The sequence below is a fragment of the Massilia sp. 05N420 genome, assembly GCF_056397205.1.
This window is the reverse complement of record NZ_JBFTMX010000018.1, coordinates 23,970-42,389: the sequence shown is the minus strand read 5'-3', so window position 1 is coordinate 42,389 and position 18,420 is coordinate 23,970. Positions and strand designations below refer to the sequence as shown.

Below are 18,420 nucleotides of genomic sequence, written 5' to 3'. Positions count from 1 at the left end.
CTCCACAATGGATGGCTTGGTTCGCCGAGATGTCATACGAACCGCATGACGCAAATACGCATTTTACGCGTATCCAGTGACCTGCGGCACGTTCTGCAGCAAGGAGTTCAGGCTTAATTGTGGATCCGCGCCACAACCGATGCTATATGCGCATCAAGGAGGCGAGTATCAAGTGACGGGATGCCAAGTTTGATCTGCCCGGATTGCACCAGGTCGTAAATCTTCTTGTTGATGGCGGCCACCACGCCGCCCTGCCCGTTCTCCGGGTCGCCGATCCAGAAGCCCAGGTCGAGCTCGTAGCCTTCCGGCGCGAAACGGCTCAGCGATACACCCGGCGCCGGCGTTGCCAGCACCCGCGGGATGCCGACGGCCTGGGCCGCCAGCAGCGGCATCACCTCGTCGAGGTCGGAGCCGTAGGCCACCATGAGCTTGGTCGAGGCCCGCACCGCGCGCATGCTGAGCGTCTGGTTCAGCACCGGCCCCGAGATCAGCATCTCGTTCGGCAGCACGGTTTCCACGCCGTCCAGGCCCTGCAGCACCGTGTAGCGGGTATTGATCTGGGTAACCTTGCCGGTGTATTTGTCGACCGAGATCATGTCGCCGATCGAGAGGCTGCGCTCGAGCAGGATGATGAAACCCGAAACATAGTTGCTGGCGATGCGCTGCAGGCCCAGACCCAGGCCGACGCCGAGGGCGCCGCCGAACACCGACAGCACGGTGAGGTCGAGGCCGGCCTGGCTCAGGCTCAGCAGCACGGCGCCGACGATCAGCACGGCGCGGCTGACCCGCGCCAGCGCCACGCGCAGCGAGCTGTGCAGGGCCTGCACGCCCATCAGGCGTTCTTCCAGCGCCGCGCCGGCCCACAGTGCCAGCATCAGCAGCACCGCGATCGAGATCACGGCTTCCAGCACGTCGCCCAGCAGCACCTTGTTGCTGGTCTTGGGGCCGTACTGCAAGGTGGTGCTGTACAGGTAATGGATGATGTCCGGCCACTTGCCGGTGATGTACAGCGCCACCGCCGCCCACACGATCAGGGCGAAGACTTTTTCGAAGGTGACGAAGGCCTCGCCCAGCTGGCCATGGCGCGCGAACACGCGCCGCAGCAGGAAGAAGGCGGCGCGGATCACCACCAGCGACCAGAACACCGGAATCGCCACCTTCACGATATTCGTGTGGAAGCGGTTCATGTCCAGCAGCCAGGCGGACAGGTAGAGCAGCCCCACCACCAGCAGCGGCGCGGCCACCCGTGCCAGGCTGGCGACGCCTTCGTGGCGCGTGATCCCGCGCGCGGTGCGGCGCCGGCGCCACCAGGCCTGCAGCAGCCCCGTGCACAGCCAGCCGATCAGGATGCTGGCCGCGACCGACCCGACCTGCCACGGCATGCCGGGCCGGCTGAGGTCATCGAGCAGATTGTCGATCAGGCTGGAGAGCTGCAACGGCGCCAAGGTGCTTACTCGTCGGCTTCGGCAGCGGCCTCGTCCGCCTTGGCAGGCTTGGCGCCGGCCTTGCGCTCGAACACGGCGGCGAAGAAGCCGTCGGTGCCGTGCTTGTGCGGCAGCATTTTCAGCGTGTCGCCCATCTCCAGCGGAATGCGCTGCTCAAGCAGTACCTTGTTCATCGGCACCAGCTCGAAGTCCGGATGGCTGGCCAGGAATTGCGCGACGATGCCGTCGTTTTCCTCATCCAGCAGGCTGCAGGTCGCATAGACCAGGCGGCCGCCGAACTTCACCAGGCGCGAGGCGCCGTCCAGGATCGAGATCTGCTTCGCGGTCAGCTCGGCGATGTCTTCCGGCTGCTGGCGCCATTTCACGTCCGGATTGCGGCGCAGCGTGCCCATGCCCGAGCACGGCGCGTCGACCAGCACGCGGTCGATCTTGCCGGCCAGGCGCTTGACCTTGGCGTCGCGCTCGTGCGCGATCACCACCGGGTGCACGTTCGACAGGCCGCTGCGCGCCAGGCGCGGCTTCAGCTTGCTCAAACGCTTCTCGGAGACGTCGAAGGCATACAGGCGGCCGGAGCTGCGCATGATGGCGCCGATGGCCAGGGTCTTGCCGCCGGCACCGGCGCAGAAGTCGACCACCATCTCGCCGCGGCGCGCGCCCAGCAGCTGGGCCAGCACCTGGCTGCCCTCGTCCTGGACTTCGATCGCGCCTTCCTTGAACAGCGGCAGGTTCTGCAGCGCCGGCTTCTTGCGGATGCGCAGGCCAGTCGGCGCATACGGCGTGGGCTCGGCGATGATCGGGGCGGTCGCCAGTTCGGCGATGACTTTCTCGCGGTCGGCCTTCAGGGTGTTGACGCGCAGGTCGAGCGGCGCCGGCGTGTTCAGCACGGCGGCCAGTTGCAGGGTCTCTTCCTCGCCGTACTGGGCCACGAACTTGTCGTACAGCCAGTCCGGCAGGTTGGCGAGCTTCTTCGGCGGCAGCAGCGAACGGTCGATTTCCTTGATGCGTTCCAGGAAGGCGTTTTCATCTTCGCTCAGGCCGCCCAGCGACTCGGCGCCGACAGCGTCGGCCATGCCGAGCAGGACCAGGCGACGCATGGTGGCGCTGGCGCCGGTGCCGAAGCCGCCGAATTCGGTGAAGAAGTTCTTGTTGCGCAGGACGGAATAGACGCATTCGGCGATGGCGCCGCGCTCGCGGCCGCCCAGGCGGGGATGGTCCTTGAAGTAGCGCGACAGGGTGACGTCGGCCGGCGACGTGAAGCGCAGGATCTCGCGCAATACTTCTTCAGCATTGCCGAGGATCGCGGGTGGCAATCTCATGTAATTCCTTGAATTTTAAATACTGGTGGTCTCGGCGATGCGGACTTCGCCGTCGGCGATGCTGAGCCTGTCTTCGACGAACAGGCGCACCGCTTGCGGATAAATGATGTGTTCCTCGGCCAGCAGGCGCTGCGCCAGGCTGTCCTCCGTGTCGCCCGGCAGCACGGGGATGCGCGCCTGCAGCACGCTCGGGCCGTGGTCCAGCTCGGCGGTGACGAAATGCACGGTGGCGCCATGCTCCGCCACGCCCGCTGTCAAGGCCTGCCGGTGCGTGTGCAGTCCGGGGAACAGCGGCAGCAGCGAAGGATGGATATTCAACATGCGGCCGGCGTAGTGCTCGACGAAGCCGCCGGTCAGGATACGCATGAAGCCGGCCAGCACCACCAGGTCTGCCTGGTAGCCGTCGATGGTCTGCTGCAGGGCCGCGTCGAAGGCTTCGCGCGAAGCGTAGGCCTTGTGGTCGACCACCGCGGTCGGAATGCCGTGCGCCTGCGCGAACGCGAGACCTTGGGCGTCAGGCTTATTGCTGATCACGGCGGCGATGCGGGCCGGCCACTGCTGCGCTTCGCGCGCCCGCACGATGGCTTCCATATTGCTGCCGCGGCCAGAAATAAGGATCACGATATTTTTCATAAGCGCGCATTGTAACCCGGCGACGCTCCCGCGTCGTCCCCGACATTGCCGGAAACGTTGTCCCCGCGCAGGCGGGGACCCAAGATTGCAGGCGTTTCGTTAGCTCAAGCAGAACTTGGATCCCCGCCTTCGCGGGGACGACGATTATATGCCGCAGGCCGTACGTTTATATGCCGCCAGCCGTTCACACGCCGCGGCAATTATTCAAACGGCCGCGCCCCAACCCAACCCACCGATTGCAGCGACTGCGGCTCTTCAAACGAATAAAACACGCGGAACGGGACTTTTTTCTCGGCCCAGAATTCGGCGGCGTCGCGAAAAACGTCGAGCAGGGTTTCGCGGGCTTCCTTGTCGAATTTTTGCGTATTCGGCAATTGGTCGAGGACGGCGATGAAACCGGGCTGCGGCCCGGCTTCGGCGATCACGTTGGTGATGCAATTACGCAACGCCTCGAAATTCTTGCTGCACTGGCGGGGGAAGGTGAACTGCTCGCCGATGCGGGCGCAGACTTGCTGCTTGGTGAGGGCGTTGGCGCAATGCGCATAGAGGAAGTGATGGCCAAGGCGGCCTGCTTCCTTCTGCAGTTCCGTGGCACGATAGGCACGGATCGACTGCACAAGATTAGGCGGCACTCTCATCAACAAACTCATTTTCCCCTCAATCCTCAAGTTCCCCTCTAGTTTCCCACCGTTAAAACCCTTAGTCCCGTAAGGGTAACGTTTTGTGGTATCCAGATCAACCCGAATATGGACGCGCAAGCCATATTTGTAAGAATTGTCGGGCTCTTTCAGCCTGAATTAAGGCTTTTTACACAGATTTCCACTCTGTGACGTATCTGCATGGCTGTTACATTTTGTTGCCACGAGGATCGCCCTATCCAGTCGACTAGCGGTAACATTCACTCATGGCAGTAAGTTTCCAACTAATTTAGAACACCAAGCACACAAGCACACCAAAACGAGGTATGAACATGAACTTCAAAGCCAAACTGATTCTTTCCGCCGTGGGCGTCTGCGCCCTGCCGCTGGCCCAGGCTGGCGACTTCGAAGATTTCGGCCAAGTCGTGCGTGTGCAGCCGCGCGTCGAGCAGATCCGCACCCCGCGCCGCGAATGCCGCACCGACTATGTGCAAGCCCCGGTCCAGCAGCAGCGCGGCCAGGGCGGCACGGTGGTCGGCGGCATCGCCGGCGCCCTGCTGGGCAGCCAGGTCGGCGGCGGCAACGGCAAGGTCGCCGCGGCAGCAGCCGGTGCGATCGCCGGTGCGATGGTCGGCGACCACGTCGAAAACGACGGCCGCGGCGGCTACGCCGGCACCCAGGAACAGGCCGTGCAGCGCTGCCGTACCGTGGAATCCGTCGAACAGCGCACCAACGGCTACGACGTGACCTACAACTACCGCGGCCAGACCTTCAACACCGTCATGAACCGCGATCCGGGCAACCGCGTCCGCCTGCGCGTGTCGGTCGAGCCGGACCAGTACCAGTAAGCCTCGGCAACAAGTTCTACCGGCGCGGCGGCCCCCCTCCTCTTCCGCGTCGTCAGTGCCTCCGCAGCATCAGCCTGCTGCCCTTCCCCGGTGCGTTGCTTGCACTGGGGAAGCCTCCCCCCGATAATAGGATGTTCCCTTCAGGTCGTCCTATGCTCATCAAACGCAAATCCATCGAACTGGCCGAATCCTCGCGCCGCCCCGCTTCCGCGCCCGCCGCCGCATCGAAAACCAAACCTGCCGCGCGCAAGCCGAAATTCGCTCCCGTCACCCTGTCCGAACAGGACGGCGTGCGCTACCTGCACTTCGGCACCGAATGGGTCCAGGGCGCGATGCGCATCCGCAAACCGGACTGGCCGGAACTCGAATACGCGCAGCAGATGATGGCCTGGATGCTGTTCATCGAACAGCCGCGCGCCATCGCCCAGCTGGGCCTGGGCGCCGCTACATTGACCAAGTTCTGCTACCGCCAGTTCCCGCAAGCCCTGGTCACCGCGGTCGAGCTGAATCCGTCGGTGATCGCGATCTGCTCGTCGATGTTCAAGCTGCCCTCCGACGACGAGCACCTGCAGGTGCTGGAAATGGATGCGATGGACTTCGTGCTGGACGACGCCAACCACGACGCCTTCGACATCCTGCAGTGCGACCTCTACGACGCCACCGCACGCGGCCCGGTGCTGGACACGCCCGAGTTCTACCAGGCCTGCAACGCCTGCCTGGCCGAGGGTGGCATCATGACCGTCAACCTGTTCGGCGATCATCCGAGTTTTAAAAAGAACATCAAGGCCATGCGCTTCGCCTTCGACACCGTGATCTGCCTGCCCGAAGTCCACGAAGGCAACGTGGTCGCGCTGTGCTTCAAGAACAAGCCAGACCTCGACTCCGAACGCCTGGCGGCCCGCGCCGCGCAGATCGTGGCCGCCACCAAGCTGCCGGCCAAGTCCTGGGTCAAGGGTCTGCAGGCAGCCCTCGCCGCCGACAAACGCTGACGCCATGAACGCCCCGACCGCCGCATCGAAGTCCACCAGGCCCAGGGCGCTCGACCTGCAGACCCTCTTTTCGTGGCTGCTGGCCGATGGCATCGTCGAGAAATCGACGGTCAAGCCGCACTTTGCGCAGGCCCAGGGGATCCTCAAGAATGCGGTGGGCTCGATGCATCCGCTCACGGCGGTCGCCCAGTGCAAGATCGTCTCCGCCAGGCCGCCGCACCGGCTGCTGACCCTGGACGTACTGAGCGAATGGTGTGCGGACAAGGTCGGCCTGCCCTTTCTCCGCATCGATCCGCTGAAGATCGATTTTACGAAGGTGGCGGACGTGATGTCGGCCAGCTATGCGGCGCGCTTCAACATCCTGCCGATCGAACTCAAGGGCGACGCCCTGGTGGTGGCGACCGCCGATCCCTTCCACACCGAGTGGCAGGACGAGATCGCCCGCATCTCGCGCCGGCGCATCGAACTGGTGCTGGCGAATCCGCTCGACATCGCCCAGTACATTTCCCAGTTCTTCAGCCTGGCCAAGTCGATCCGCGACGCCAACAAGTCGAGCGGCCAGGACCTCGCGCTGCGCAACAACTTCGAGCAACTGGTCGAACTGGGCAAGACGCACAAGCAGGTCGACGCCAACGACCAGCACATCGTCAACATCGTCGACTGGCTGTGGAGCTACGCCTTCGACCAGCGGGCCTCCGACATCCACCTCGAGCCGAAGCGCGAATCCGGCGTGATCCGCTTCCGCATCGACGGCGTGCTGCACCAGGTGTATCAGGTGCCGGCCGTGGTGATGATCGCGATGACCGCCCGCATCAAGCTGCTGGGCCGGATGGACGTCATTGAAAAACGCCGCCCGCAGGACGGCCGCATCAAGACCAGGACCAATTCAGGTTCAAACCCCGGGCAGGAAGTCGAGCTCCGTCTATCCACGATGCCGACCGCCTTCGGCGAAAAGCTCGTCATGCGCATCTTCGACCCGGAAGTGGTCGTGAAAACCCTGCCGGAACTGGGCTTCCCGCCCGACGACGCGCGGCGCTGGGACGCGCTCACCAAGCGCCCGCACGGCATCATCCTGGTGACGGGACCGACCGGCTCGGGCAAGACCACGACCCTGTACACGACCCTGAAAGCGCTGGCCACCAGCGAAGTGAACGTCTGCACGGTCGAAGACCCGATCGAGATGGTGGAAGCGGCTTTCAACCAGATGCAGGTCCAGCCCGGCATCGACCTGTCCTTCGCCGACGGCGTGCGCGCACTGATGCGCCAGGACCCGGACATCATCATGATCGGCGAGATCCGCGACCTGGAGACGGCCGAGATGGCGATCCAGGCGGCCCTGACCGGCCACCTGGTGCTGTCGACCCTGCATACCAACGACGCGCCCTCGAGCGTGATGCGCTTGCTGGAACTGGGCGTGCCCTGGTACCTGCTGGGCTCGACGCTGAGCGGCATCATGGCCCAGCGCCTGGTGCGCACCCTGTGCGCGCACTGCAAGAGCCCGGACGGCGAACTGAGCGACGACGTCTGGAACAGCATGGTCGGGACCCTGGAAATCCCGAAGCCGGCCACGGTCTACCGCCCGGTCGGCTGTCCCGAGTGCCGCCAGACGGGCTTTCGCGGCCGCACCGGCATCTACGAACTGGCGACGGTGACGGAAAACTTCACCCACCTGATCCAGGAAGTGACGGATCTGGCGGCGCTGCGCCAGCAGAGCGTCGCGGATGGCATGAAACCGCTGCGCATTGCCGGCGCTTACAAGGTGGTGGAAGGGGTGACGACGGCAGAAGAGGTGTTAAAGGTCACGTCCGCACTGTCGTAGAACCGCAGATCTCGCCAGCGCTTCAAAAGCCGAGTTTCAGCTTGGCGTTCACGCCGCTGGCATTGGTGTCATTGCCCCATTTCTGGGACGTGTTGCCGAAGTTCTGGCTTTCCACGGTCACCGAGGCTTTGTCGTTCAGCTTGTACTGCGCGCCGAGCCTGGCGTAGGGGCCGATGTCGGTGTTCGGCTCGTTCTTGCCGAGGGCATCGGCCCCGCGGCGCTCGCTGTAGGCAATGCCCAGGTTACCGTAGGCCGACAATTTATCGGTGATCGGCGCCGTCGCCTTCACCGAGAAATAGCTGTGGAAACCCTTGGTGCCGAGGGCGCCGGTGGTATCCAGCGGATCGCGCGGGTCGATCGCGTGGAAGCCGCGGTCCTTGCGTTCGCGGTAACCCATCTCGAGCGCGAGATAGCGGTTCAGGTTGATGCCGGCGGCCAGGCGTGGGTCGCTGCGCCAGCCGTCGAACAGCCCGGTAAAGGGATGCTCACCCTCGTTGACCACATAGGCGGGCTCGAAGGGCGCAGGGATCCTGGCGAATGCCTTGGCTTCCGGCGAAGGCCTGGACTGCAGCCGGGCCTGGGATGCCGGATCCGCCAGTTGCGCCTGGGCGCTGCCGCCGGCCAGGGCCGCCGCGGCCAATGCGAAACCGAACGCTTTCATGTCTTCTTCCCCCCTTTTGCCTGGATCGGGAAAAGGATAACAGTTCGCTATTGCCAAAGCTGTCACGAATTGTTAGCGTCATACATACGTCGATGCGGCGGATAGTATGCCGCCGCGCGCGGGAAGTGGTCAATTGCTGGACATCCGGATGGAGACAGACATGGCTAAGTATCTCGTGGAAGCGAACTATCTCAGCAAAGGCATCAATGGCCTGATGAAGGAAGGCGGCACGCGGCGGCGCGAGGCCGTCGACGAATTGTTCGCCTCGCTCGGCGGCACAGTGGAAGCCTTCTATTACGTGTTCGGCGACAGGGATGTCATCATCATCGGCGAACTGCCCGACAACACGAGCGCCGCGGCCCTGTCGCTCAGGGTGAACGCCGCCGGCGTCACCAGCTGCAAGACGACGGTATTGCTGACGGCCCAGGAAATCGACCGGGCCGTGACCAGGACCGGCACCTACCGTCCACCCGGCCAGGACCTGCCCTATGAAGTCGCCAACTGGGAAGGCGAAGGCGGGCATCTGGCGGGCGGTTCGTGATACGGAAATCGGCCTGGCATGGCTGTGCAAACGAAAACGCCAACCCGAAGGCTGGCGTCTTGTTTTACTGCGAATTCGTGGTAGGCCGTGCTGGGCTCGAACCAGCGACCAACGGATTAAAAGTGCTCGTAGCATCAGCGGTTGCGAGATAAGTTGCGCGCCATTCTATCGGATTACATAATGTATGTCCTTGCTCGCCCAAGCGTATGTCGAATGCTATCGTTCTGATCGGGTTCGAGGCTGATTTAACTTGGATAGATTTCAGCAAGACTTTATTGTATTCGGCCCCGACCAGAGAGCGACCAGAACGCGCCGTGTCGATAGCTCGATGCGTTGAGATCGGAACCGAACTTGGCGGTGCGTGCACGCTGCGCATAACGCGGGATCTGCCCCGACTCCACTACGAATGGCGCGCTGCACGCTCACTACAAGGCGTTGAAAACGGCTTGTAACCGAGCGGTAACGGCAAAAACCAAGAAAATCCGACTACGCGCTAAATGTGCGCCGAGTGCGGCCTCGACCGATATCTATCTCGCCTTTTCGACCATTTATCGCGTAGTGGACCGCGCACTGAATCCGATAATTTGAGAAGAAACGTTTCAAAGCGTCGTGAAGTTCAAGGGCCCAAGAAAGGCGATCTTCTTCTTTCGAAAAGAAGCTTCGAATTTTCTCTGGATTGTCGCGAAGGTGAAATACGTTGTTTCTGACCTCTCTAAGAGGGTGAAAATGTGCTTTGATCAATTTCCCTAAAGCATCTGATTCCGGTAATAACTCCTTAAACTTTTGAGGCCGCTCGTTCGCAAGCAATTGACGCATATTAATATTTTTTGTGAAGCCCTCACACGTGGCCCAGAGAAATCCGAGCCAAGTAAAGAAATAAATCCTATTTTGCACTTCGTCATTGCGACTCAGCTTTCCTTTCTTCTTTAACTTTGCATCAAGCTTTTCAAAATTTTCACGCATCAGGTCCGCCGCTTCGAAATAGTGCGCATACAGGGTCATAACCATATCGTGATTTTGACTTGGAAGCGTGTCGCCAGGTTGAGTGGAATCGATATCTACGGCAAGCATTCGAGGAGTAGTTGCCAAATAGCATAGACCGCCTCTGGACTGTTCTAGCTCGCCGCAGGCTAATGCAGCGTTGAAGGATTGTTCTATTTGCTCCGCGCTGTCAAAGCCAAAAAATTGAAGGTCGTCTCTACAAAAATTGGTCAACCGCCAAAGATCGAATCCGTCGATCTCGCCGTTATCGCCAAAGTCGAAGTCTACCGCACCTGTTTCAAATCGCACCTTGCAGCCGGCGCCGTGCTTGAAGTATTCGGCGCCGCCGCCAAGGATTCCAGTCCCTGGGATCTCAGCTCGTAACCATGCGAACGAACTGTACGGCACAGGTATGCCAGATCTATACATCAATACTACCGCGTCTCGTACTCGTGATTGAAATTCAGTGATTAACCGTTCAAGGTTTCTATCCATGCGCACCCCATTTGTTGTATATTTGCAGATTAAAGTGGAATCATCAAAGCACAAGTGCCTTTATATCCATGTCGCTAACCTGATCAGTTCACCTACTTGAATCGCCACCATCTGTCGTGCCTAACAAGGACGGATGATTGTATGGCTTAAGTCACCACGACACGTGTACGCACGCATAACCGAATTTTTGATCGATCATTCTTCAGCTAACGAGTTGAGAAATTTCAGCTTATGAATAAGCTCTTCTTTAAGTTGTGTAAGTGTTCGCGAAGATTGAAGCTGATTATTGCAGCGTGCGCACAGCAGAATAAAGTTTTCTATAGTTTTTTTCGGAGTATGCGCGACTGGAACTTTATGTGACCACTGTAACATCAGATGCGGTTTCGAAACACGAGGTTCGTTCCAACAGTACTTCGAAATTCCACCGGCCAAAAGGCAAGTGCCCTTTTGGTCCTTCAACACTCGTTCGGTATATTCAAGACACTTTTGAAGCGATAATTTTAACTCGTCGTCCGCGCGAGCACGACTTTGTAGGTTCTTCGCTAAGCGTTTTAGGTCAGTGCTCGGGATTTCCTCCCACGTAAACTCATTTTTAATGCTAACGACATTTTTTCCGCGTTGCATAGCTGGGATTCCTGAAGAAAAATACACCTTAACGTTAATATACAGCTCTTAAGCGAAGATTTAAATCTTCAAGTTATAGTGAAATTCGATGTCGCTGCGACTGGACCGAATCGGGCGTCCTTCATAGCGAACAGTGAAGGGCAAGAAAACAGAAAGCCACGAACGTAAATTCGTAGGCTTCTAATAGTCAGAATAGGTCACACAAGTTTAAAACCCGCGGCAGTGGATTATTCTATATCGATTTCTCCAGTAATCCATTAACTCCGACAGACAGCTTCCAGTGTTTTCTTTCATCTGCGCCGAGTTTTCTTGTGGCAAACAAAATTGCCGACCGAAGCATGGGAGAAGCCGCGACAAAATCATCTTTCATGTTTAACGCGTCGGCTCGACTTCCTGAGATGTGAACCGCCAATGCTGCATACCTTTTTATGATTTCTGATTTCGACTCTCGGTATAGAGAGACGATATCGCTTACGTGATTCCAGTTTGAAGATGTTGAAAAAATATAAAGTATCCACATCGCATAGTAAGGCGGCGGAGGATTCCTCTTGCTCTTCAATGGCTTTAACAATTTCGTAGCAATTTTTTTCTGTTCCTTTGCTGTCAAATTATCAAAAGATAAAATATATTTAGCAATATGTTCAGCAACAGGATAAAGAAGTTCTGCGTTATCGATGACTAGATTCAGAACTTCGTGTTTCACATCTTCGTCGACGCCAGGTATTCGAGGCAGCTTTACCAATGCATAAGTAACAGCTTCGTAGTCTACTAGCGCCGTGTCCGCAAGTGATTCTTCAAGCATCCCTTTGAGGTCGATGCCTTGAAGTATAGCTAAGGTTTCCGCAATCTCCTCTTCACTAGGTTCCTCCTCGTCTTCTTCTCCTTCGTACCCCACTCGGAATTCTCTAAGTGCTTGGACAACAGTATCCCGATCGGTTAGTTCTTCGCCAGGATGGATAAGAATTTCAGATTTATATTTGCTTATTGGTAATATCTTTGACTTTGCGGATTGCAGGGTAAGTCCATGGTTAGTGAATAACCACTCAGCGAGGGTGAATAAAATGGATTGCGCTTCATATTCCGTTTTACAAAAAATATTGTAATCATCCACCCAGCGTACGAAATCAACTTCTAGAGATTGCAAATTTGCATCGACATCAATGAGAATGGCTTCGCCAAGTACTCTTGATGCATACGGGCCGACGGGGATGCCATAGCTATTCCTTCCCATCAGATTCGAAATCATTTTTCTCACTAGAACTCTCGCAACATCGGTCGTCCTTTGATTGCTAGCTACAGATTCAATTACATTTTCCAGACGATGCTGATAAATTCTTGGGTAAAAATCTGCAATATCTGCCATGGCAACGAATTTGACGCTTTCCTTTTGCGATTTTATATTAAGCTGCTCAAGGTAAGCTTCAAATGTTCCTTTGGATTTATATAGTACCCCCGGCGTTTCTTCTATCCGGTAGGAGTACACTCGCTTCGCCTTCCTCGAAAGCCTTGCTGCTTCAATGTCTGGTGAGGCAATTAAAACAAGTGCTGTGTAAATCAGTAAGTCTTGCGGGTGTAGCAGATGTGTTACGCGAATGTTTGATCGGCTTTTCGGAGCAAATACCCTAGATACCGTATATGGCTCATAAATATCCAAGTCAATTTTTTCGATACTTGTCCTAATTGCAGCCCAGTTATCTTTTACGACGGCCCATTCGGCTGGGTCCGGAAGCATTGTGCTATAGCCATGATGATTTATTGCAGAGAATGATGCTTCTAATTCGGCCGTGGTTAGATTGAACATTTTATAGAGGCAAAGAGAGAAATTTTAAAAGGTATTTGCTGCTAAGAAAATATAAGATGGAGGTGTGAATTGTCGTGAAATGGTTTTATAAATTGGCGATTTAGGCATTATCGATAAAGGTATCATGCATTGTGCACGATTTTCCTACTGGAATTCTATCGAAATATCACCTTGGTGCCCGAGCAGGTAATGCTAGCGTAGCTTTCAGATTGGCTTGATCAATGTGACTCATTTCAAAGCCTAGCGGATGTAACCTTCACCTAGTGTGGGCCCCGCTACCTCGATCAATAAAGAAGCCGTAGTCGAGCCCCTCGTAGCGCAGCGCGTCCACGAAAATTTCGTCGGGATCGCGAGATTGGCGAATGTCCGATATCTGTAAGAGGATATGTTCTAGGCGTCGGCTCGTTGATCGGTCGTAGAGCTTGCCTGTTAGGAACTTGGAGTTGTCGAGGACGAGCAGTGATTCGTCAAGCGGGATTTCGATTTCGAGCAACCCGTCGCTTGGAGCGTTACCAAGCATTTTCCCTAACCCGACTATGCGGACGACGACGCCTTCTGGCTGGGGGCATCTACGGCGGCTACGTTGCCGCCAGCATCGCGTAACGCGTCAAGGGCAAGTCGACTGTATAAGATAGGCTGGCTGAGTGCGACGGACGGCCGCCCAGAATGACCACAGAGGGTCCAGAAAGCAAAAAGCCCACGAACCGAAATTCGTGGGCTCCCTGTTTGTTCGTGGTAGGCCGTGCTGGGCTCGAACCAGCGACCAACGGATTAAAAGTCCGCTGCTCTACCAACTGAGCTAACGACCCGAAGGCCGGCATTATAGCGGCTCGGCGGTATTTTGCTAAGCCCCTTTCGCGTCAGAGCGCCCATCTCCGGTCGGCGCTGCAACCGGGTTTTTATCAAATTCATCACTATTCGCGCATATTCATCTTCCAAGTCTTGCATGAATAGCCAAGAATACGGCCATTCCAACGATGTTCAGGAAAGGTTGTCATGAATTTTGGCGAACGACTCAAGCAGATCCGCACCGAACAAGGCCTGACCCAGCCGCAATTTGCTCAGGCGGCAGGCATCGAGCAGTCCTATCTCTCCAAGCTGGAAAACGACAAATCCGTGCCCTCGGCAGAGATGTTCGCGACCATCCTTACCGGACTGGGAATGGACGAGGCGACTTTTTTGAAGGAAGTGGACAAGGACGTTCTGGCGACGACGCTGCGGCATATCCCCGCCGTCAGCCAGTTCAGCGCCAATGCGGTGGTCGCACAGGTCAACGATACCAAGAAGTGGCTGTACGGCTCGGCGGCAGCCTGGKTGCTCGGGTTTGCGCTGATGCTGGCGGCGAACGACGGCATCTTCTTTTCGAACAGGCTCTACAAGTATGAATCGCCCGGCGTGATTCTTCCGGGCGAGGCGGAAAACATCTTCGAGAAGCACAAGGAAATCCTGCTGCTCAAGATGCAGGCCAGGATCATCAGTTACGAAGAAATGGCGAAGGCGCTGCAGGAATTCCAGTCGAGCCGGGCCAGGCCTATCACCGTGGAATCGCCGGACTACCGCGGCACCGTGTATGTCGACAAGGTGGACAAGGGCCGCCGCCGCTTCGACCTGCTCCACACGGAATATGTGCAGGCGGCAGGCAACCGCATCCTGCAATACCTCGGCGCGATCGTGTTCGTCTGCGGTTTTGCCGGGCTGTTCATCGAATGGCGGCTGCGCCGCCTGAAAAACAAGCTTCACTAAAACCAGCGTCACTCATCAGAACAGGGAGATCCAATGTCGCAGATTCGCAGCTTCTTCGCCGGCGCCACGACCATGGCCGCCGCCCTGGCCGCCATCGTGACCCTGACCGGCGCCAGGAGCCCGCTCCGTCACGAAAGCTTCGACGAGATCACCGTCGGGCGCATCAATATCGTCGAGCCCGACGGCACCAAGCGCATCGTCATCTCCAACAAGGCCCAGTTTCCCGGCGATTTCCAGCAGGGAAAGGAAGGCGCGCGTCCGGATCGCCGCTCCTTTGCCGGCATGTTGTTCATCAATGAGGAAGGCACGGAAAACGGCGGCCTGATCCAGAAGGGCAGCATCGACGCCGACGGCAGGATCTCTTCCGGGCTCTCGCTGACCTTCGACCGCTTCCGCCAGGACCAGGCGCTGCAGCTGATGAACAATGACAGCGCCACGCACCAGATGACGGGTATCAAAATCAACGATGTACCGAACTTCAGGGTGACCTCGATGTCTGACATCGAGCGCTTCGGCCAGGAGAGCGGCAAGCTGACGGAAGCGGAGCAGCGCGCTTACTGGAAAAAGCTGTCCGACGAAGGGCGGCTGAGCGAAAACCGGATCTGGCTGGGCAATACCCGCGACAGGGATTCGAGCCTGCAGCTGAAGGATGCAAAAGGGCGCACGCGCATGCTGCTGCTGGTCTCCGCGGATGGTAAAGCCGAGATCCGGATGCTGGACGAGCAGGGCAAGGTCAGCAAGTCGATCACGCCCGGTTCGAACGACTGAATCACGATACAGAATCCAGCAAAATCCGCAAATTTTGGGTCATTTCTTATTGATCTGGGTTTTGCGGGATAGCGACCGTTTCGTGATAGCCCTCGCAAATGGCTTGAGGCTGGTGAGCATCGTCCTACACTGGGTTTACCGCTCCTGGTCAGACCAGTATCGCGGTAAACCCCGATGTTTTGCGAAGGAGCGATCATGCGCCTCTCATTGTTGGCAGTTCCTGCCACCCTGCTGCTGGCATCGAATGTCGGTGCCCAGTCCAGCAATTATCCGCCACCCGACACGTCCGCATCGATCGCCACGGTGCAGGTGACGGCGCCATTCCGCCTCAGCGATGACGAGACCGAGGCGGTTACCGGCCTTTACGCGATGTCCAACGGCTGGCGCCTGAAGGTAGGCGAAGCGGCCACCGGCATCGTGGCGCAAATCGACCGCCAGCGTCCGATCCGGATGATTGCCGTTTCGGCGGACAAGTTCGTTTCACGTGACGGCAATGTGACGATGGATTTCAATCGCGGCGAGAACCGCGACGAGATGTTGATGACCTATGTGCCGGACCAGCGTCTGGCCGTCAGGTATGTGGTCACGGCCACCCTGGCGCAACGCTGACGCCGGCACGGCAGCCGAAAAAAAACGCCAACCCGAAGGCTGGCGTTTTCTTGAATCTTGGTAGGCCGTGCTGGGCTCGAACCAGCGACCAACGGATTAAAAGTCCGCTGCTCTACCAACTGAGCTAACGACCCGAAGAAGGCACGCATTATAGCGGGCCGTTTTGATTTACGCCAGAGTTTTTACCTTGGGGGAATCATGCGAGCTTACCTATGCGCCTCACTTCCCGTCCTGGTCGCCCTGCTGGGCGGTGCAGGCTGCGCCACTTCTACCGACTATCCTCGCCGGCCGAGCGCCCAGGAAGCCGCCGAGGCCGAAGGCCTCTACGGCCTCAGCGACGGCTACCGTGCCCACCTCTTCAGCCTCGAGGACACGCTCTACGTCCGCATCGGCGCCGGCCAGGAAAAGCAGCTGCTGCTGGTCGGGCCGGATCGCTTCGCCTCCCCGGACGGCGACATCTCGATCCAGTTCCAGCCACCTCGGAGCGACGACACCCGGAGGCTCGTGGTCGAATACTACCGCGCGCCCGGCGGGCATCCGCCTCGAATGTTTTCGACGGGCCCGCTGCCGGGGCGCGGCTTCCTGGACTGAGCGCCTGAAGCGGAATCAGCGTTTCAGCTGCGACAGATCGCGCACCGCGCCGCGGTCGGCGGACGTCGTCAGCGCCGCATACGCCTGCAGCGCCTGCGACACCACGCGCTCGCGCTTGACCGGCTGCCAGGCGCCGGCACCGCGGTCTTCCATCTTCGCGCGGCGATGCGCCAGCTCTTCGGTCGACACGCGCAGGTCGATGGTGCGGTTCGGGATGTCGATGTCGATCATGTCGCCCTCTTCCACCAGGCCGATCGCGCCGCCTTCCGCCGCTTCCGGCGAGGCGTGGCCGATCACCAGGCCGGACGAGCCGCCCGAGAAGCGGCCGTCGGTGAACAGCGCGCAGGCTTTGCCGAGGCCCTTGGACTTGATGTACGAAGTCGGGTACAGCATCTCCTGCATGCCGGGGCCGCCCTTCGGGCCTTCGTAGCGGATGATGACGACGTCGCCGGCCGCCACCTGGTCGCCGAGGATGGCTTCGACGGCATCGTCCTGGCTCTCGAACACGCGCGCCTTGCCGGAGAACTTCAGGATGCTCTCGTCGACGCCGGCCGTCTTCACGATGCAGCCCTTCTCCGCGATGTTCCCGTACAGGACCGCCAGCCCGCCATCCTTCGAATACGCGTGCGCGAGGTCGCGGATGCAGCCGTTGGCGCGATCGATGTCGTTGTCCTCGAAGCGCTCGGCCTGGGAGAACGCGACCTGGGTCGGCACGCCGCCCGGCGCTGCGCGGAACAATCGATGCACGGCGGGGTCGTCGCTGCGGCGGATGTCGTATTTCTCGATCGCCTCGCCCTGGCTCGGGCTGTGCACGGTGGAGACCGAGGTGTCGAGCAGGCCGGCGCGCGCCAGTTCGCCCAGGATGGAATAGATGCCGCCGGCGCGGTGCACGTCCTCGATGTGGTACTTGTCGGTCATCGGCGCCACCTTGCACAGGCAGGGCACCTTGCGCGAGATGCGGTCGATGTCGGCCATCGTGAATTCGACCTGCGCCTCGTGGGCCGCGGCCAGCAGGTGCAGCACGGTGTTGGTCGAGCCGCCCATCGCCACGTCCAGGGTCATCGCGTTCTCGAAGGCGGCCTTGCTGGCGATCGAGCGTGGCAGGATCGAGTAATCGTCGCCTTCATAATGGCGCTTGGCCAGGTCGACGATCAGGCGACCGGCGCGCAGGAACAGTTCCTTGCGGTCGGCGTGGGTGGCGACGATGGTGCCGTTGCCGGGCAGCGCCAGGCCCAGAGCCTCGGCCAGGCAGTTCATCGAATTGGCCGTGAACATGCCGGAGCAGGAACCGCAGGTCGGGCAGGCCGAGCGCTCGGCTTCCAGCACGTCGGCGTCCGACTGGGTCGGGTCGCCGGCCTTGATCATGGCGTCGATCAGGTCCAGCTTGATGATCTTCTGGCCGTTGTCGACGGTCTTGATGACCTTGCCGGCYTCCATCGGRCCGCCGGAGACGAASAYCAYCGGGATGTTCAGGCGCAKCGCGGCCATCAGCATGCCGGGSGTGATCTTGTCGCAGTTSGAGATGCAGACCATGGCGTCGGCGCAGTGGGCGTTGACCATGTACTCGACCGAGTCGGCGATCAGGTCGCGCGAAGGCAGCGAGTACAGCATGCCGCCGTGGCCCATGGCGATGCCGTCGTCGACGGCGATGGTGTTGAATTCCTTCGCCACGCCGCCGGCCGCCTCGATCTCGCGGGCGACCATCTGGCCGAGGTCCTTCAGGTGCACGTGGCCGGGCACGAACTGGGTGAAGGAGTTGACCACGGCAACGATCGGTTTCTCGAAGTCGCCATCCTTCATGCCGGTGGCGCGCCACAGGGCACGGGCGCCGGCCATGTTGCGGCCCTGGGTGGTGGTACGGGAACGGTAGGTCGGCATGCTGTCTCCTCGGAACGGCGATCGAATGAACGACCAGAGT

At 59.2% G+C, this 18,420-nt stretch carries 17 protein-coding genes and 2 tRNA genes; 8 read left to right on the top strand and 11 right to left on the bottom strand.

What is annotated here, in order from left to right; genetic code table 11:
* Window positions 1-113: 113 nt before the first annotated feature.
* The 4 genes from AC1DIX_RS14575 to AC1DIX_RS14560 all read right to left on the bottom strand — a co-directional run bounded on the left by AC1DIX_RS14575 (window position 114) and on the right by AC1DIX_RS14560 (window position 4,044).
* On the bottom strand, window positions 114-1,445 hold the full coding sequence (locus AC1DIX_RS14575; RefSeq protein WP_442124646.1) for a mechanosensitive ion channel family protein: 1,332 nt from the start codon (window positions 1,443-1,445) through the stop codon (window positions 114-116).
* A 5-nt stretch (window positions 1,446-1,450) separates the two neighbouring features.
* Entirely contained in the window at window positions 1,451-2,761 is a 1,311-nt protein-coding gene (locus AC1DIX_RS14570) for an RsmB/NOP family class I SAM-dependent RNA methyltransferase (RefSeq protein WP_477325263.1), read from the bottom strand.
* A gap of 15 nt (window positions 2,762-2,776) precedes the next feature.
* Entirely contained in the window at window positions 2,777-3,394 is a 618-nt protein-coding gene (gene purN / locus AC1DIX_RS14565; protein ID WP_442124644.1) for a phosphoribosylglycinamide formyltransferase, read from the bottom strand.
* Window positions 3,395-3,594: 200 nt separating this feature from the next.
* Window positions 3,595-4,044: a barstar family protein gene (locus AC1DIX_RS14560; protein WP_442124643.1), complete on the bottom strand. Its 450-nt coding sequence runs from the start codon at window positions 4,042-4,044 to the stop codon at window positions 3,595-3,597.
* A 320-nt stretch (window positions 4,045-4,364) separates the two neighbouring features.
* Between AC1DIX_RS14560 and AC1DIX_RS14555 the strand changes: the two genes are divergently transcribed.
* The 3 genes from AC1DIX_RS14555 (at window position 4,365) to tfpB (ending at window position 7,688) form a co-directional block, all read left to right on the top strand.
* Window positions 4,365-4,880 carry a glycine zipper 2TM domain-containing protein gene (locus AC1DIX_RS14555; protein ID WP_442124642.1) on the top strand — a complete coding sequence of 172 codons (516 nt, stop codon included), beginning with the start codon at window positions 4,365-4,367 and terminating at the stop codon, window positions 4,878-4,880.
* 152 nt (window positions 4,881-5,032) lie between these two features.
* Window positions 5,033-5,869 (top strand): spermine/spermidine synthase domain-containing protein, encoded by an 837-nt coding sequence (locus AC1DIX_RS14550; RefSeq protein ID WP_477325260.1) that lies wholly within the window; start codon window positions 5,033-5,035, stop codon window positions 5,867-5,869.
* 4 nt (window positions 5,870-5,873) lie between these two features.
* Window positions 5,874-7,688, top strand: coding sequence for a type IV pilus assembly ATPase TfpB (gene tfpB / locus AC1DIX_RS14545; RefSeq protein WP_477325258.1), 1,815 nt, complete (start codon window positions 5,874-5,876; stop codon window positions 7,686-7,688).
* Between the two features lie 22 nt (window positions 7,689-7,710).
* Here tfpB and AC1DIX_RS14540 read toward each other — a convergent pair whose 3' ends face one another.
* Complete coding sequence (locus tag AC1DIX_RS14540) at window positions 7,711-8,349, bottom strand: outer membrane beta-barrel protein (protein ID WP_477325256.1); 639 nt, start codon at window positions 8,347-8,349, stop codon at window positions 7,711-7,713.
* Window positions 8,350-8,509: 160 nt separating this feature from the next.
* On the opposite strand from AC1DIX_RS14540, the gene AC1DIX_RS14535 reads away from it, so the two are divergent.
* Complete coding sequence (locus AC1DIX_RS14535; protein ID WP_442124638.1) at window positions 8,510-8,890, top strand: GYD domain-containing protein; 381 nt, start codon at window positions 8,510-8,512, stop codon at window positions 8,888-8,890.
* 486 nt (window positions 8,891-9,376) lie between these two features.
* Here AC1DIX_RS14535 and AC1DIX_RS14530 read toward each other — a convergent pair whose 3' ends face one another.
* The 4 genes from AC1DIX_RS14530 to AC1DIX_RS14515 all read right to left on the bottom strand — a co-directional run bounded on the left by AC1DIX_RS14530 (window position 9,377) and on the right by AC1DIX_RS14515 (window position 13,600).
* Window positions 9,377-10,366: a DUF6896 domain-containing protein gene (locus AC1DIX_RS14530; protein ID WP_477325254.1), complete on the bottom strand. Its 990-nt coding sequence runs from the start codon at window positions 10,364-10,366 to the stop codon at window positions 9,377-9,379.
* A gap of 195 nt (window positions 10,367-10,561) precedes the next feature.
* Complete coding sequence (locus AC1DIX_RS14525) at window positions 10,562-10,990, bottom strand: HNH endonuclease (RefSeq protein ID WP_477325252.1); 429 nt, start codon at window positions 10,988-10,990, stop codon at window positions 10,562-10,564.
* 232 nt (window positions 10,991-11,222) lie between these two features.
* The gene (locus AC1DIX_RS14520; protein ID WP_477325250.1) at window positions 11,223-12,791 is read right to left on the bottom strand and encodes an RNA-directed DNA polymerase; all 1,569 of its coding nucleotides are present in this window, start codon (window positions 12,789-12,791) and stop codon (window positions 11,223-11,225) included.
* 733 nt (window positions 12,792-13,524) lie between these two features.
* Window positions 13,525-13,600 (bottom strand) — tRNA-Lys (locus AC1DIX_RS14515).
* 187 nt (window positions 13,601-13,787) lie between these two features.
* On the opposite strand from AC1DIX_RS14515, the gene AC1DIX_RS14510 reads away from it, so the two are divergent.
* The 3 genes from AC1DIX_RS14510 (at window position 13,788) to AC1DIX_RS14500 (ending at window position 15,911) form a co-directional block, all read left to right on the top strand.
* Window positions 13,788-14,534, top strand: coding sequence for a helix-turn-helix domain-containing protein (locus tag AC1DIX_RS14510; protein ID WP_477325248.1), 747 nt, complete (start codon window positions 13,788-13,790; stop codon window positions 14,532-14,534).
* A 33-nt stretch (window positions 14,535-14,567) separates the two neighbouring features.
* The gene (locus AC1DIX_RS14505; RefSeq protein ID WP_477325246.1) at window positions 14,568-15,302 is read left to right on the top strand and encodes a hypothetical protein; all 735 of its coding nucleotides are present in this window, start codon (window positions 14,568-14,570) and stop codon (window positions 15,300-15,302) included.
* 195 nt (window positions 15,303-15,497) lie between these two features.
* Window positions 15,498-15,911 carry a hypothetical protein gene (locus tag AC1DIX_RS14500; protein ID WP_477252987.1) on the top strand — a complete coding sequence of 138 codons (414 nt, stop codon included), beginning with the start codon at window positions 15,498-15,500 and terminating at the stop codon, window positions 15,909-15,911.
* A gap of 58 nt (window positions 15,912-15,969) precedes the next feature.
* Here the strand turns inward: AC1DIX_RS14500 and AC1DIX_RS14495 are convergent.
* Window positions 15,970-16,045 (bottom strand) — tRNA-Lys (locus tag AC1DIX_RS14495).
* Window positions 16,046-16,109: 64 nt separating this feature from the next.
* Between AC1DIX_RS14495 and AC1DIX_RS14490 the strand changes: the two genes are divergently transcribed.
* Window positions 16,110-16,502 carry a hypothetical protein gene (locus AC1DIX_RS14490; RefSeq protein WP_477252989.1) on the top strand — a complete coding sequence of 131 codons (393 nt, stop codon included), beginning with the start codon at window positions 16,110-16,112 and terminating at the stop codon, window positions 16,500-16,502.
* Window positions 16,503-16,517: 15 nt separating this feature from the next.
* Here AC1DIX_RS14490 and ilvD read toward each other — a convergent pair whose 3' ends face one another.
* Window positions 16,518-18,380: a dihydroxy-acid dehydratase gene (gene ilvD / locus AC1DIX_RS14485; protein WP_477325244.1), complete on the bottom strand. Its 1,863-nt coding sequence runs from the start codon at window positions 18,378-18,380 to the stop codon at window positions 16,518-16,520.
* Between the last annotated feature and the right edge of the window lie 40 nt (window positions 18,381-18,420).